This is a genomic window from Candidatus Pelagibacter sp. PS_02, assembly GCF_059418065.1.
Genome location: NZ_CM182079.1, coordinates 959,191 through 975,401, shown reverse-complemented (window position 1 = coordinate 975,401; position 16,211 = coordinate 959,191). Strand labels below are relative to the sequence as shown.

At 28.4% G+C, this 16,211-nt stretch carries 13 protein-coding genes, 2 tRNA genes and 1 other RNA gene; 14 read left to right on the top strand and 2 right to left on the bottom strand.

The window, feature by feature from the left end:
* Nucleotides 1-67: 67 nt before the first annotated feature.
* The 5 genes from AC5SL4_RS05165 (at nt 68) to AC5SL4_RS05145 (ending at nt 4,419) form a co-directional block, all read left to right on the top strand.
* Nucleotides 68-529: a GatB/YqeY domain-containing protein gene (locus AC5SL4_RS05165; RefSeq protein WP_020169684.1), complete on the top strand. Its 462-nt coding sequence runs from the start codon at nt 68-70 to the stop codon at nt 527-529.
* 61 nt (nt 530-590) lie between these two features.
* A complete protein-coding gene (gene dnaG / locus AC5SL4_RS05160) occupies nt 591-2,303 on the top strand; it encodes a DNA primase (protein ID WP_494587612.1) in 1,713 nt (570 codons plus the stop codon).
* A 66-nt stretch (nt 2,304-2,369) separates the two neighbouring features.
* The gene (rpoD, locus tag AC5SL4_RS05155) at nt 2,370-4,193 is read left to right on the top strand and encodes an RNA polymerase sigma factor RpoD (RefSeq protein ID WP_006997871.1); all 1,824 of its coding nucleotides are present in this window, start codon (nt 2,370-2,372) and stop codon (nt 4,191-4,193) included.
* 8 nt (nt 4,194-4,201) lie between these two features.
* Nucleotides 4,202-4,276: transfer RNA gene (locus tag AC5SL4_RS05150), tRNA-Val, on the top strand.
* Nucleotides 4,277-4,342: 66 nt separating this feature from the next.
* Nucleotides 4,343-4,419 (top strand) — tRNA-Ile (locus AC5SL4_RS05145).
* Between the two features lie 20 nt (nt 4,420-4,439).
* Here the strand turns inward: AC5SL4_RS05145 and AC5SL4_RS05140 are convergent.
* On the bottom strand, nt 4,440-5,033 hold the full coding sequence (locus AC5SL4_RS05140) for a Tgt2/MlaC family protein (RefSeq protein ID WP_018414348.1): 594 nt from the start codon (nt 5,031-5,033) through the stop codon (nt 4,440-4,442).
* Between the two features lie 13 nt (nt 5,034-5,046).
* Nucleotides 5,047-5,832 (bottom strand): MlaA family lipoprotein, encoded by a 786-nt coding sequence (locus AC5SL4_RS05135; protein ID WP_006997873.1) that lies wholly within the window; start codon nt 5,830-5,832, stop codon nt 5,047-5,049.
* Between the two features lie 69 nt (nt 5,833-5,901).
* On the opposite strand from AC5SL4_RS05135, the gene AC5SL4_RS05130 reads away from it, so the two are divergent.
* The 9 genes from AC5SL4_RS05130 to mraY all read left to right on the top strand — a co-directional run bounded on the left by AC5SL4_RS05130 (nt 5,902) and on the right by mraY (nt 16,187).
* The gene (locus AC5SL4_RS05130; RefSeq protein WP_011281426.1) at nt 5,902-6,645 is read left to right on the top strand and encodes an N-acetylmuramoyl-L-alanine amidase; all 744 of its coding nucleotides are present in this window, start codon (nt 5,902-5,904) and stop codon (nt 6,643-6,645) included.
* Nucleotides 6,646-6,687: 42 nt separating this feature from the next.
* An RNA gene (rnpB, locus tag AC5SL4_RS05125) (RNase P RNA component class A) lies at nt 6,688-7,042 on the top strand.
* 255 nt (nt 7,043-7,297) lie between these two features.
* Nucleotides 7,298-7,765, top strand: a complete 468-nt coding sequence (gene mraZ, locus AC5SL4_RS05120) for a division/cell wall cluster transcriptional repressor MraZ (RefSeq protein WP_006997875.1) — start codon at nt 7,298-7,300, stop codon at nt 7,763-7,765.
* A 2-nt stretch (nt 7,766-7,767) separates the two neighbouring features.
* A complete protein-coding gene (gene ftsZ / locus AC5SL4_RS05115; protein ID WP_011281425.1) occupies nt 7,768-9,255 on the top strand; it encodes a cell division protein FtsZ in 1,488 nt (495 codons plus the stop codon).
* An 18-nt stretch (nt 9,256-9,273) separates the two neighbouring features.
* On the top strand, nt 9,274-10,284 hold the full coding sequence (gene rsmH / locus AC5SL4_RS05110; RefSeq protein WP_006997877.1) for a 16S rRNA (cytosine(1402)-N(4))-methyltransferase RsmH: 1,011 nt from the start codon (nt 9,274-9,276) through the stop codon (nt 10,282-10,284).
* On the top strand, nt 10,281-10,589 hold the full coding sequence (locus tag AC5SL4_RS05105; protein WP_011281424.1) for a hypothetical protein: 309 nt from the start codon (nt 10,281-10,283) through the stop codon (nt 10,587-10,589). Before rsmH ends, AC5SL4_RS05105 begins: the two co-directional genes overlap by 4 nt.
* Nucleotides 10,576-12,258, top strand: coding sequence for a peptidoglycan D,D-transpeptidase FtsI family protein (locus tag AC5SL4_RS05100; RefSeq protein WP_494587201.1), 1,683 nt, complete (start codon nt 10,576-10,578; stop codon nt 12,256-12,258). Before AC5SL4_RS05105 ends, AC5SL4_RS05100 begins: the two co-directional genes overlap by 14 nt.
* Before the next feature lie 7 nt (nt 12,259-12,265).
* Nucleotides 12,266-15,112 (top strand): bifunctional UDP-N-acetylmuramoyl-L-alanyl-D-glutamate--2,6-diaminopimelate ligase MurE/UDP-N-acetylmuramoyl-tripeptide--D-alanyl-D-alanine ligase MurF, encoded by a 2,847-nt coding sequence (gene murF / locus AC5SL4_RS05095; RefSeq protein ID WP_494587200.1) that lies wholly within the window; start codon nt 12,266-12,268, stop codon nt 15,110-15,112.
* Nucleotides 15,102-16,187: a phospho-N-acetylmuramoyl-pentapeptide-transferase gene (gene mraY, locus AC5SL4_RS05090; protein WP_494587199.1), complete on the top strand. Its 1,086-nt coding sequence runs from the start codon at nt 15,102-15,104 to the stop codon at nt 16,185-16,187. The genes murF and mraY overlap by 11 nt, the downstream gene beginning before the upstream one ends.
* Nucleotides 16,188-16,211: the final 24 nt, after the last annotated feature.

Genomic DNA, 16,211 nt, shown 5'->3' with positions numbered 1-16,211 from the left:
TATAAAATTATAAAAAAACAATTTTTCTTTTGAAGAATTTTCACTTTGCAGTAGATTAAAAAATATTATGACATTGAAAGAAAAAATAGAAACTAACTATAAAAATTCTCTAAAATCAAAAAATAAGGTTGAAATCTCAACCTACAGGTTAATTTTATCTGGAATAAAAGATCTTGATATTGTCAATCGATCTGGAGCCAACATAAAAGAAACAGACGATGATGATATAAAAAAACTTTTAAAGAAAATGATTAAGCAAAGAACCGAATCAATAGAGATCTATAAAAAGAATGAAAGATTGGATTTGTTAGAAGTTGAGCAAAATGAATTTGATCTTTTATCTAGTTTTTTACCACAGCAGTTAAGTGATGAAGAAACTAAAAAAATATGTGTAGATACAATAAGTAAATTGGGTGCTGCATCAATTAAAGACATGGGTAAAGTAATGGGTGAATTAAAGAAGTCATACCCTGACAATCTAGATTTTGCTAAAGCTGGACCTTTGCTAAAAGAACTATTAAATAAATAATGAAATACCCAAAAGAGTATTTGGACGAAATTAAAACTCGTTTAAAGGTTTCGACAGTTGTATCAAAGTCTGTCAGTCTAAAAAAAGAGGCAAAGAATTTGTAGGTTTATCACCCTTTAAAACTGAAAAAACGCCTTCATTTACAGTTAATGATGAAAAAGAATTTTATCATTGTTTTGCAACATCGGAACATGGAAATATTTTTGATTTTGTAATGAAAACTCAAAATTTGAAATTTGGAGAAGCGGTAAAATCATTAGCAAATCTTGCAGGTATGAGACCTTACACATTTTCAAAGCAAGATGAAGAACGTGAAAAAAATTGGCAAGAATATTGCTCAATCTACAATCAATATGTTCAATTTTATCATGATGAAATTTTAAAAAATGAAAGTTTAACTATTGCAAGAGATTATTTAAAAAAAAGAAACCTTAGTAAAGAAGAGGTTAAAAATTTTAAAATAGGTTTTATTGAAAGAAACTCAAATTTTTATGAAAAATTAAAAGATGAATTTAGTGAAAAAGTTTTGGTTGAAAGTGGTCTTTTTTATTTAGATGAAAAAAAGAATACATACGTTGAAAGATTTCGAGATAGAATAATATTTCCAATTAATAATATTTCAGGCCAACCTATTGGATTAGGAGGAAGAACCATCCAGGAAAATAGTTATTCAGCAAAATATATTAATTCTCCCGAAACACCTTTTTTTAAAAAGGGTTCTAATTTATATAATTTAGACTTAGCTAGAAGATTATCTAATAAAATAGATCATGTATATTTAGTTGAGGGATATATGGATGTAGTTGGTTTAAGTAAAAATGGAATTGAAAATGTTGTGGCAAATCTTGGAACTTCTTTAACGGATCGTCAAATTTTAATGCTTAACCAATTCTTTGAAGATATTATTATTTGTTTTGATGGTGATGAAAGTGGATACAAAGCAGCTCTTAGAGCAGCAGAAAATTCAATTAAAGAGTTACAACCAGAAAAACAAATCTCGTTCCTTTTTTTACCAGATGGAGAAGACCCTGATAGTTATGCAAATAAAAATGGTAAAGCAAATTTTATTGATTTTACAAAACAGGCAAAAATTTCAATTCATCAGTTTATATTTAACCATTATAAACAACAAACTGATAACAATCCTTCATCAATGGCTATTTTTGAAAAAAAATTAAGAACTATTGCCGCAACTATTAAAGATGATTTCATAAAAAAATATGTACTAGAGTTTTTTTTGGAGAAAATTTCATCTTTAACCCCACATAGCAATATCGGAAAAAAACAATTTTATACCAAAAAAGTTAAATCATTACAGTCTACTCAAAAACACTTTAATGAAAGTAAATTATTGAGTGGTGTTGAGCTTAAAGAATTTTCATTGCTTTATTTAATAATGAATAACTTAGATTTATTTCAAGAAAATATTCACATGATTGAAAATATAAATCTATTTAGCGAAGAAAATAAATTAATCCTTGAAACTTTGATAATTAAACTAAAGAGTGGAGAAAAACTTACCTTAGATCAAATTCCAATTGACCCTCAATTAACTGAAAAAATCTTCAAATTTGCCTCAATAAAACATATTCTAAATAATCACCAAAATGATCAGAATAAAATGTTTGAATTATTAGACGAAGTTTCTAGAGACCTCAAAAACTACGATTTAGAGTTTAGGATTGAAGAGCTCGAGTCGAAGTTCTCTAAAGATTTAAGTGAAAGCACTTTCAACGAAATAAGAGAGCTAAAAAAACAAAAAAACATCAATTAAATCCTTCAAAAAATACGTGGATTTTTCTCAAATTGGGCTTATATAAGTCTTCTCAAATATACTATTGTGGAAAGAATAATTACAAAATCATTTGCTAGACTTATGGGTCGTGGAACCCATAGAGGATTTATAACTTTTGATGAGCTAAATAAATCATTAGGTAAAAGAAATCTTTCAGACGAAAATTTAGAACAAGCCTTCATGCACATTCTTGATGAGAGTGTAGCATTGGTTGAAAAAAAATCTGACTTTAAAGTTTTAAGAAAAAAAGAAAATTCATCTAAAGAAGAAGGCAAGACAATTGAAAAAAGTGATGACCCTATAAGAATGTATTTAAGAGAGATGGGTGGAGTAGAGCTCTTGTCTCGTGAAGGTGAAATTGCAATTGCAAAAAGAATAGAAGCTGGAAAAGATGTAATGCTTATCGCATTAGCACAAAGTCCAATTACTGCACAACAATTTGTAGAGTGGGATGAAAAACTTCAAAGTGATGAAATATTAGTTAGAGAAATTATTGATATTGATACTAACTACATGGAAGATGAAAATACAGGGCCAAGTGCTAAACAAAGAAATTCTGGGGAAACTGATAAAAATGAAGAGAATAATGGAGACGATGATGAGTTTAATCCAACGCTTGCAGCAATGGAAACTGAAATTAAACCAAAAGTTTTAAAAACTGTTAATACTTTAACAAAAGAATATGCAAAATTAATCAAGTATCAAAAAGAAAAACTTGATTGTATTTTAAATGCAGTAAGTTTCTCAGCTGCTAAAGAAAAAGGACATGATAAAATTGTAAGTGATATTTTAGAAAATATTAAATCATTACAATTGTCACCCTCTGTATTAGAGGAATTGGTTCAAAAACACTATGTGGAAAATAAAAAAATTGTTTCACTAGAAGGAAATCTTCTAAGGTTGGCAATGGATCAAAAAATTCCAAGAAATGAATTTATTAAGTTTTATATTGGCAATGAAATTAACCCAAATCTTAAAAAGTTCTTGGATACTAACCCCATGTGGAAACAGTTTTTTTCAAAAAATAAAGATGAATTTAAAAACATAAGAGAGAGATTAATTGAGATTAGTCATAAACTTGGAATTTCAGTAACTGATTATAAAAAAATAGTTAGCAGAGTTCAAAAAGGTGAAAAAGAATCTAGAATTGCAAAAAAAGAAATGGTTGAAGCAAACTTAAGATTGGTAATTTCAATTGCAAAAAAATATACAAATAGAGGACTTCAGTTTCTAGATCTTATTCAAGAAGGAAATATCGGTCTTATGAAAGCTGTAGATAAATTTGAATACAGAAGGGGCTATAAATTTTCAACATATGCCACTTGGTGGATTAGACAAGCAATCACTAGATCTATTGCTGACCAAGCTCGAACGATTAGAATTCCAGTTCATATGATTGAAACTATAAATAAAATTGTAAGAACCCAAAGATTAATTTTAAGTGAGTTTGGTAGAGAGGCTACGCCTGAAGAACTAGCACAAAAATTAAGAATGCCTTTAGATAAAGTTAGAAAAGTTTTAAAAATATCAAAAGAACCAGTATCTCTTGAAAAACCAGTTGGAGATGAAGAGGATAGTAGTTTAGGTGATTTTATCGAAGATACAAAAGCATTAGCACCTTTAGAACAAGCTATTAAATCTAATCTAAGTGAAGCTACGACTAAAATTTTATCAACTTTAACACCAAGAGAAGAAAGAGTTCTTAGAATGAGATTTGGTGTTGGAATGAATACAGACCATACTCTTGAAGAAGTGGGTCTTCAGTTTTCTGTAACAAGAGAGCGTATTAGACAGATAGAAGCTAAAGCTTTAAGAAAATTAAAACACCCAAGCAGATCCAAACAGTTAAAAAGCTTTTTAGAAAGTTAAAATTCAAAGGGACTGTAGCTCAATAGTAGAGTACTGCATTGACATTGCAGGGGTAGTTGGAGCGTAACCAACCAGTCCCACCATTTTCATTATCTTTTACCTATGCTAGACATCGGTTACATTATAATATAATTAAAGCTTAATTTTTAGGGCCTGTAGCTCAGTTGGTTAGAGCAGTACACTCATAATGTATTGGTCCCAGGTTCGAGTCCTGGCGGGCCCACCAAAAATTATTTTTATAGATGATTATTTAATAAACTCTTTTAAAATAGAAAAAAGAGCGTTGATATCCCCATCATTACTTTGAATGATAGAAGAAAATTCTTCCTTTTGAGTTCTTGCTAGACTTAAGCCCTCAATAATTAAATCTCTGATTAAAGGATTTTCTGGATTTTTTGTATAAATTCTCCAATCAATTTTAACCTCAGGCCTTTGTTCTGTTCCAACTAAAATACTAGATACCATTGTATAATTTTCATTTAATTTCTCTTTAGATACAACTTCAATCTCTGGATTTGAGTATTCAGCCAGTCGACTAGAAAAACTTTTTAGAAAATATTGTTCAAAAAGCATCTCATATTGATTTATTTCATTGTCACTTATATTTTTTCTATAAGCTCCTAAAGTGTAATAACCAATACCATTGATATCAACTGTTTCACTTGCAATTTGTTTTAGCTTTTCTATTTTTTCTTCTTTTGAATATTTGTTATTTAAGGCCTCAGAGGCTCTATTCACAGTTGATTGAACAAATACATCTGGTTCAATTGAATATGATTGATTAATACCAACAAAGTTAATTATGACGAAGGTAAATATTAAAAACTTTTTTAATCTCATTAAGTTTTATAATTTATTGAGCTTCTATTTCTTCCCAATCACTATCGTTTTGGGTTTCAGTTATTGCATTAGAGTTAGCTATTTTTTGTTGTCTATCTTGCAAATATAAACTTCTAACTGAAGCATAAAAATCTATTGAATTTTTTTCCAAGTTTTCAAACGAGTCTATATTTTTTGCTCTAAAATCTATCCCAGAACTTGCTCTTGATGCATAATAATCAAAGTCAGAAAAATGCTGAGTATCATTAGCTACAGTAACGTTATACCAAGCATCTCCGCCTAATATATTTGCAAATGATCCAGCTGTGTCTCTAACAGTGGATGGTCCTAAAACAGGTAGAACAAGATAACATCCTGGACCAACACCCATTACACCAAGTGTTTGGCCATAATCTTCTTTTTCATACTCTGGAAAACCAATTTTTTCAGCCACATCAAATATTCCAACAACTCCAACTGTTGTATTAACAATAAATCTACCTGTGTTAACTCCAGCTTTTTTAAATTCTCCTTGGAGAATATTATTAGGTATTGTTACAAGTGTAGAGAGATTGTCTAAAGCATTACCTGTCCCAGCTCTAACTGGAGAGGGTAAAATTCTATAAGCTTTTGCAACAGGTTCAAAAATAACACCATCTAACACTTGGTTAAATTTAAAAGTTGCTCTATTTACATTTTCAAAACAGTCTTTAACTTCACCAGAATTTTTTTTAGATAAGTTGTTTTCACCGTCTGTATCAGCACTCACATTTGTTGCTAACATTAAACTTATTAGTGAAGTTATTAAAATTTTTTTCATTATCCTATGATTATATAATGTATATAATATCAATGTAAATCTAGATTTAGCTCTAAATATGACGCAAAAATGGCTTTAAAAACAATATTAAACTATTCCCCAAATTTTAATCCTAAAAAAAGAACCTCTAAGCAAATCAAATTTATTATCTTTCATTATACGGGTATGAAAAGCGAATCTGATGCTTTGAAAAGATTAACAGAAATACAATCTGAGGTTAGCTGTCATTATTTAATCAAAAATAATGGAGAAATTGTAAAAATAGTACCTGATTTATATATTGCATGGCATGCAGGAAAATCTTCTTGGAAAAATTATAAGTCTTTAAATCAAAATTCTATTGGTATTGAAATTACAAACCCAGGACATGAGTACGGTTATAAAAATTTTACACAAAAACAAATTACTACTCTTGTAAAGTTAAGTAAGTTTTTAATAAAAAAATATAAAATTAATCCTAAGAATATTTTGGGACACTCAGACATAGCAGTACTTAGAAAAAAAGATCCAGGTGAAAAGTTCCCATGGGAATATTTGGCTAAAAATAAAATAGGGATATGGCACACATTAAATAAGCAAGATTTACTAAAGAATAGAAAGCTAAAAATAAGCAAGGTAGAAGAGAATATTTTTTTTAGAAACCTGTTTAAGATTGGATATTCAAAAACATTTCCAAAAAATATTGGTAGGAATAAATATTTAATAGAATTAATAAAATCTTTTCAAAGAAGATTTAGACAAGAGTTGGTTGATGGAAAAATTGATCAAGAGTCCTTATTAATCAATAAAAGCCTCATCAAAGCATACAATTAAATTTTTCTTGAAGTTCTATAATTAAGTAATAAATTACATTTGCTAGATGAACGACTTATCGCTTTAATTTATTAAAGAGGAAAGTCCGGGCTCCGCAAAGACACAGTGCCAGATAATACCTGGCGGGGGAAACCCTAGGGATAGTGCCACAGAAAATATACCGCCATAACATGGCAAGGGTGAAAAGGTGTGGTAAGAGCGCACCGGTTCTATTGGTAACAATGAACGCTGGAAAACCCCACTGGGAGCAAGACTAAGTAGAGATGACATTGTTGCAAAACTAAAAGCCGTCTTTGGCTAGTCATCAGGGTTAGTTGCATGAGCTTAAGAGTGATCTTAAGCCTAGAGAAATGATAGGTTTAAATGACAGAACCCGGCTTATAGTTTGTCTAGCAAACTTATCCACAGTTCAATTTTAATTAACTTTAGATGTTCACCTTTTGATTCATAATTGAATCATTTCTGTTCTTATTTTTAGTCTTAGAATTGTATTGAGTTAAAACTAAAAATTGATTTTTGACTTTATGTAGATACATAAAAGTTATCTACAATCATTGCCAATTAAGCCTAAAATGAACATATTGACTCTATCTTTAAAAACCCATATTGTCCCATATATTCCCAAATATGGAATTTATGAAATATAAAAAATATGTTTTTATCTACTTACGAGAACAAAATAGACAAAAAGGGAAGGGTATCTGTGCCTGCTAGTTTTAGATCTCACCTTTCTAACTTAGGATACAATGGTGTTATCTGTTATCCCTCATTTAATAATCAGTCTATAGAAGCTTGCTCACAAGATAGAATTGAAAAACTTTCTGCAAGTATAGATTCATTAAGTCCATTTGAAGAAAAAAGAGATTATTTTGCAACATCAATTTTATCTGAGAGTATGAATTTACAATTTGATAGTGAAGGTAGAATTTCATTATCAACAAAATTATTAAAACATGCAAAAATAAAAAATAGCATGTTGTTTGTTGGTCAAGGTCAAACATTCCAAATATGGGAACCAGCAGCATTTGAAAAATTTAAGATCAACGCAAGAAAAAAAGCAAATCTAAATCGTGCAAGTCTTAAATGGGAAAAACATTTTAATAACAATGAGGGGAAATAAAAATGACAATTAACTTTAAATCACCAGAAATAAAAGAATTACAACCAAGATTATTAGTAGTGGGAGTTGGCGGAGCAGGTGGAAATGCACTTAATGAAATGATTGATAATGGACTTCAAGGAGTAGAGTTCATAGCAGTAAATACAGATGCTCAAGATTTAAAGTTAAGTAAAGCTAAAGCAAGAATTCAAATTGGCCTAAGTTTAACAAAAGGTTTAGGTGCTGGAGCAAAACATGACATTGGTCAAGCAGCTGCAGATGAATCTTTAAATGAAATTGTAAATACTCTTCAGGGTGCAAACATGGTTTTTATAACTGCTGGTATGGGTGGTGGAACTGGCACAGGTGCTGCACACGTTATTGCAAGAGCTGCTAAAGAATTAAATATTTTAACAGTAGGTGTTGTAACACTTCCTTTTTTATATGAAGGGCCATCAAGAATGAGAAGAGCTCAGGTAGGCCTAGAAGAATTAAGAAAACATGTGGATACAATTATTGTAATTCCAAATCAAAACCTATTTAAGGTTGCAAATGAACAAACTACATTTGAAGAATCTTTTAATCTTTCAAATAATGTTTTAATGCAAGGTGTACAGAGTGTGACCGATCTTATGGTTAGACCAGGTATAGTTAATCTAGATTTTGCTGATGTTGAAACTGTAATGGCTTCAATGGGTAAAGCAATGATGGGAACTGGTGAAGCTGAAGGAGAAGGTAGAGCAGCTAAAGCAGCAGACATGGCAATTAGCAACCCATTGATTGATGATTATACGTTAAAAGGTGCGAAAGGATTACTAGTAAATATTACCGGTGGTAAGGATCTTAAACTTTTTGAGGTTGATGAAGTGGTTAATAAAATAAGAGCTGAAGTAGATCCTGAAGCAGAGGTGATTATTGGTGCTATTACATCTGGCGACCTTGATGGAAAAATTAGAGTATCAATAGTTGCAACGGCACTAGATGGACAACAACCAGAAAGTAAATCTGTAATCAATATGGTTCACAGAATACAAAATAGAAATCCTGGTTATTCAGATTTTAACAGTGCTAGTTCTGCTCAATCGTTTAATTTTTCACCTACAATGACTAGCCCTATTTCTCATGGAGCAAATGCATTAAAGTTAGAAAATGAAATAATTGCAGAACCAGTTACAAATACTACATCATCAGAAATGATGAATGAGCAAACTGTTAGCAATCAAGAAGTTGAAAGTATTGTTGAAAACAATCAATCAAATGATTATGAGCAATCTTTTTCAGAGGAGGCACTTACAACTGCAAAGCCTGAAGAAAATAGCCCAATGGAGGAGGAGCATGTTTCTAATGGACTTGAAAACTTTGGTGTAGAAGGTGAAGACGCGCCAGATCTATTTAGTTCGGATAGTGCAACTTCAGAGACAGAAGGATTTTTATCAACTGAAACTTCGGAAAATACCTCAGAAGATGATGATCTAGAAATTCCAGCATTTTTAAGAAGACAAAAGAATTAATGGTCTTCAAAAAAATAAATGATAGCCACCATAATACCAGATGTGAGAAATCATTATCCGGTATTGCTAAGTGAAATAATTAGCATTATTACCCCTCAATATGGTGGCACATTTATTGACTGTACGTTTGGTCAAGGCGGATACACAAAAAGAATATTAAACTTTCCTGAAACAAAAGTAATTGCATTAGATAGAGATTCTGAGAGCTCTATAAAAGCTCAAGAACTTCAAAATAGTTTTGAGGATAGGCTATTATTTAAAAATATAAAATTCAGTCAATTAAACAATCTAAAGTTAAAACATGAAAATATAAAAGCTGTAATTTTTGATTTAGGGTATTCCTTGAACCAGATTAAAGACCCAAAAAAAGGTCTTTCATTCGATAGCATTGGTGAACTTAATATGAAAATGGGTATAAATGAATTTTCAGCAAAAGAAGCAATTAATCAATTAGATGAAAAAGAACTTACCAAAATATTTAAATATTTTGGGGATGAAGCAGACAGTAAAAGAATAGCACACAATATTGTTGAAGACAGATCTAAAAGAGAGATCACAACAGAAGAGCTAGTTAGGATTATAGAATCTTCGAAAAGAAAAAGAAATTATAAGACACATAGTGCAACTAAAATTTTCCAAGCATTAAGAATATTTGTAAATAAAGAAATTAGTGAACTAATTTATGGATTAATTAATGCTGCTAAAGTTGTTAAAAAGGATGGAGTTATTGCAGTTGTAACATTTCATTCTTTAGAAGATAAAATTGTTAAATACTTTTTTAAAAGTTTATCTGAAAATAAAAGCATCTCAAGACATATGCCAAAAACAGAAGAAAAATTAAATTTATTTAAATCTGTTATAAAAAAACCAATAGTACCAAGTGATAAAGAAATTAGAGAAAATCCACCTTCTAGATCAGCCAAGTTACGTTATGTAATTAAAAAAGAAGATTTTTTCGATTTTGAAACAGATATCTTGGATAAATTTAAACATTTAATTGACATTGAAAATTTGTCAAAAAAACTATGAAACAATTAGTGGTAGCTGTTATTTTAGTATTAATATTAATTACATCACTTATTAAAAATTCTACAAAAGAAATAGAAGATCAAATTTTTATAGTTAAAGAAAATATAAGACCTTTAAAATCGGAACTTGAAGATGTATTGCTTGAGTTTAACTATTTGAGCTCTCCTGAAAAACTAGTTCAGTATCAAACGCAATATTTTGAAAAAGATTTAATCAAAATTGAAATTATGAATATTAAGGAAATCTTTAAAAATAATGAAACTTTAGAAATAAAAGACTTAATCAGCAAAAATGGAAATGAATAATAAAAAGAATATTATTCTAGAAGAATATGAAAATGAATTTTCATATAAAAAAAGTAAAACTAATTTAGACATACAATTTAATAGAATAGCGTTTATTTTTTTTGTTTTTTTGGTGATTTCAGTAATTTATTCAATACAATTGCTTCATTTAGGCTCGTTAAAAGAAGAAAATAGCAAGGAATTCTCAACTATAAATAAAAACTATAGAGCAGACATACTTGATAGAAATGGAAATTATTTAGTTAAAACAGTTAAGTCGATAGATATTGGTATTAACCCTATTGAAGTAATTGATAAAAAAAAACTATTAATTAATTTACAGTTAATATTCCCAGATAAAAACTATGAAGAGATTACTAAGAAGCTTGAAAAAAATAAATTCTTTTATTTGGAAAAAAAAATATCTTCTGACAATTATGAAAAAATTATGTTACTTGGAGATAAATCAATTAAGTCAGAAGAAAAATTAACTAGAATTTATCCTCAAAAAAATCTCTTTAGTCACATCATTGGTCAAATAGATGATGACAATAAAGGTATATCAGGACTTGAAAAATCCTTTAATGAAAAATTAAAACAAACAAATAAACCACTTAAATTAACAGTAGATACTGACATACAATTTTTAATTAGAGAAGAGTTAGTAAAGTTTCAATCTATATTTAGAAGTAAAGGTAGTACAGCAATTTTGATGAATGTTAATAATGGAGAAATTATATCTATGGTTTCATATCCAGATTTTGATCTAAATAAAAGAGAGAAGATAGTTGATCTCAACTTTATTAATAGAGCAACAAAAGGAGTGTATGAGCTGGGCTCGGTATTTAAAACTTTTACAGTAGCAGCTGGATTAGAGGAAGGCTTAATTGATACTGACACAGAATTTTTAAATTTAGAAAAAAAACTACAATGTGGAAAAAGTAGTATTTCTGAATATGACAATAAAATACCATCACATCTTACTGTAGAACAAATTTTAATTAGGTCTGGAAATATAGGATCTGTAAGAATTGGACAAAAATTAGAAATTATTAAATTAAAAGCTTTTTTAGAAAAAATTGGAATCTTAAGTAAAATAAATTTTGACATAGAGGAGGTTGGAGAGCCTATTCCATTTAAGTGGGGAAAATGTAAACTTGCGACAGTGTCTTTTGGACATGGAATAACTACCACTCCATTACAATTAGCAAAAGCTTATGCAATAATTTCAAATGGTGGTTTTGCTATTGAGCCCAGCTTAATAAAAAAAGAATTAAAAGATCCTGAAAAAGAAAGAAGAATAATCAAAGCTGGTATTTCAGAGAAGATAAATCCAATACTTAGAAAAATTGTAAATACTAAAGAAGGTACAGCAGGACTTGTAAACATTGAAGGTTATGAAGTTGGTGGAAAAACAGGAACTGCTCAAAAAACAATAGTAGGAGGTTATTCTAAAGCAAAAGTAAATACATTTGCAGGTATTTTCCCCACTTCTAAACCTAAATATGTGCTGATAGTTCTACTTGATGAGCCAAAAACTTCATCAGACTACGTATATGAATATAAAAATAAAAAAGGTTCATATAAAGGAACCCCATTTAATACAGCAGGGTGGACATCTGTTGAAGTAGCTGGAAAAATCATAGAAAAAATTGGGCCTATTTTGGCCACAAAACATATAGAAAATTAATACTTATATGTTGATTGGCAACTTCCTTAAAAATATTAAAAAAGAATTTAAAAATCATCAGTTTGCTGGTCTTAGTTTTAACAGTGAAGATTGTAAAAAGAATTATATTTTTTTTGCAATCCAGGGAACAAAATCAGATGGAACTAAATTCATAGACCATGCAATTAAAAAGGGTGCAACAGTTATTATTTCAGAGCAAAAATTTGAAGGTATTAAAAATAAAGTGTTATTTTTAAGATCAAAAAATGTAAGAAAAGTATTATCAGAATTATCATATAAGACAAAAAAAAATATACCTAAAAATTTAATTGCTGTGACAGGAACAAATGGAAAGTCATCAATTGCAGATTTTTATTTTCAGCTACTCAACTTAGGTAATAAAAAAGTAGCTTCTATTGGAACATTAGGAGTTAAGACAAAAAATAGTTTAAAGAAAGTTTCTAATACAACATTAGATCCAATTAAATTAAGCAAAATATTAAATGATTTAAAAAAACAAAAAATTGACAATGTTATAATGGAAGCTTCTAGTCATGGTCTTAAGCAAAATAGACTTGATGGTTTAAAATTTAATACTACAATTTTTACAAATTTGTCTCATGATCATTTAGATTATCACAAAACATTTAATGATTATCTCAAATCAAAGTTATATCTTTTTGAGAAGCTATTAAAACCTAGAGGAACTATCATCACCGATAGTAAAATTCCCGAATATAAAAATTTAAAAAGAATATCGCTAAATAATAAATTGGATCTTCAGGCTTTATCAAAAAGTAATAATGGAATAGATATTTATTCTCATCAATTTAGGGATGATAAACAAATAGTCGAAATTAAATATAATCAGAAACATTATAAATTAAAAATAAACTTAATTGGTAAAATTCAATTAAAAAACTTATTTATGGCAATGCTTGCTGCTAAAAAAAGTAATTTAAAATTTGATCAAATAGTAAAATTAGCTTCAAGAGTAAAATCAGTAATTGGTAGGTTTGAAAAAATTGGAACTTTAAAAAATAATTCAAAGGTTATTTTAGATTATGCTCATACACCTGATGCATTAAAAACTTGTTTGACTAATTTGAAAGAACAATTTGAAAATAAAAGAATTTTCATTGTATTTGGATGTGGTGGTAATAGAGATAAAGACAAGAGACCCATAATGGGAAAAATAGCCAATCAATATTGTGACAGAGTTTATTTAACTGACGACAATCCAAGAGACGAAAATCCAAAAAAAATAAGACTAGCTATTAAAAAAACTATTGATAAATCAAAAGTTTTTGAGATTTCAAGCAGGTCTAAAGCTATTCATAAGGCTATATTAGACTTAAAAACTGGTGATATCTTAGTTATTGCAGGCAAAGGTCATGAACAGACACAAGATTATGGAAATTTTGTAAACAAATTTTCTGACAGATTAGAAATACTTAAGAATATTAAATTAAAAAATAAAATTCTTTCAACTAATATTAAAATAAATATTTTAAAAGAAATCAGCAACTCTCCCCAAATTAATTCAAATATAAAAATAAAAAATGCATCAATTAATTCAAAAACAATAAAAAAAAATGACATATTTTTTGCAATAAAAGGAAATAATAAAGATGGAAATCTATATGTTAATGAAGCTTTCCAAAATGGTGCATCATTAGTAATAGCTAACAATCAAAAAAAATCTAAAAAAAAAATTGTAGTAGATGATACATTGCAACTTTTAACAGAGGCTTCATCAAAATTAAGAGAAAATTTATCTAGTAAAATTATATCTATAACAGGCAGTTGTGGAAAAACTTCTCTTAAAGAATTATTAGGAAAAACTTTAAGTAAGATTAGTAATGTAACTTATTCACCAAAATCTTTTAATAATAAATTTGGTGTACCATTAAGTTTATTTAATCTAAAAAAAAATGATGAATTTGGTATTTTTGAGATTGGAATGGATAAAAAAGGTGAGATTGATTATCTATCAAAAATTATCAAGCCTGATGTGGGTGTTATTACAAATATTTCCTACGCACATATTAAAAATTTTAAAAACATTCATCAAGTAGCTTTAGCAAAGTCAGAAATTATTAATAATATAAAAACAAATGGAATTCTTGTTTTAAACCAAGATGACAGATTTTATAATTTACATAAAAAAATTGCCAAGAAAAAAAACATAAATATTTTTACATTTAGTTTAAAAAATAAATCAGCAAATATTTATCTAGAAAAAATAGTTAAAGAAAGATCTAAATACAAAATATTTGTAAATGTTAATAAAAAACAAATTTATTTTTATGTAAGATTAATTTTTGAAAATAATTTAAAAAACTTATTAGCCTCAATTGCAATTATATCAATTTTTAAAGATACACAAAAATTAGAAAAAAATATATTTCTTGATTATGAGATGACAAAAGGCCGTGGTGATATTATAAAAGTTAAATTAAAAAAAAAGAGTATTTACATTGTAGATGAGAGTTATAACTCTAATCCATTATCATTAAAGTCTGCTATAAAAAATTTTGATGAATTAAAAATTGATAATTCTAAAAAAAAATTAATACTGAGTGACATGTTGGAGTTAGGAAATTATTCAAAGAAACTACACTTAGAGGCTGGCAAAGAAATTAATAAAACTTCTCTTAAAAATATTAATGTAGTGGGTAAACATATTTTACATACTTATAAAAACCTTGATAAGCACCGAAGAGGGGTCATTTTGAAAGATAAGTCTAAAATAATTGATTTGATTAAAAATGATTTAAATAATAATGATTATTTAATGATTAAGGGCTCAAACTCTACTGGACTTAACAATCTAGTTAACAAATTAAAAACTGGAAAGTTTAATGCTTTATAGTCTTATTACGCAATTAATTGATCAATATAGTTTTCTAAATGTATTTAAGTATTTAACATTTAGAACGGGCCTTTCAATGTTTACATCAATGTTTGTAGTTTTATTAATTGGCACTCCTTTTATTAAATTTTTTTCAGCAAGAAAAATATTAAATCCAATAAGAGATGATGGTCCTACTGAACATATCGTTAAGAAAATTGGAACACCAACAATGGGAGGTGTTTTAATTTTACTTGGACTTTTTTCAGGAATATTACTTTGGGGTGATTTATCAAATTACCATATATGGTTTTTGTTATTTATTGTTTCGGGGTTTGGGCTATTAGGTGCATATGATGATTATAAAAAAATTAAGTTTAAAAATTCATCTGGCGTTTCATTTAAATTTAAGATTATTTCTCAAATTTTAATAGCCATTGTTGGAATTTATGGTTTAACTCAATTATCTCAAAACACTGAACTTACCAATTTATATTTTCCTTTTTTTAAAAATTTAATTATTAATCTTGGATGGTTTTTTATTCCATTTTCAATTTTTATAATTGTTGGATCCTCCAACGCAGTTAATTTAACAGATGGTTTAGATGGCTTAGCAACGGTGCCAGTGATATTAGTTGCAGCATGTTTTGCATTTATTAGTTACGTAACGGGCAATATTGTATTTTCTGAATATTTAAATATTCCCTATCTTGAAGGTATGGGGGAAGTTTCAGTTTTTTGTGGATCAATTATAGGAGCTTGTTTAGGATTTTTATGGTTCAATGCTCCACCTGCTAAAATATTTATGGGTGACACTGGTTCATTAGCATTAGGTGGATCTTTAGGGGCAATTAGTATTATTACTAAACATGAGATTGTTTTAGCAATAACAGGAGGGTTATTTGTACTAGAAGCTGTATCAGTTATAATCCAAGTATTTTCATTCAAACTTACAGGTAAAAGAATTTTTAGAATGGCACCTATACATCATCATTTTGAAAAAAAAGGTTGGGCAGAATCAACAGTTGTAATTAGGTTTTGGATTATATCAATAATTTTAGCAATGATTGGATTAGCGACATTAAAACTTAGATAATGTTAAATCTAGAAAAAAACTTTT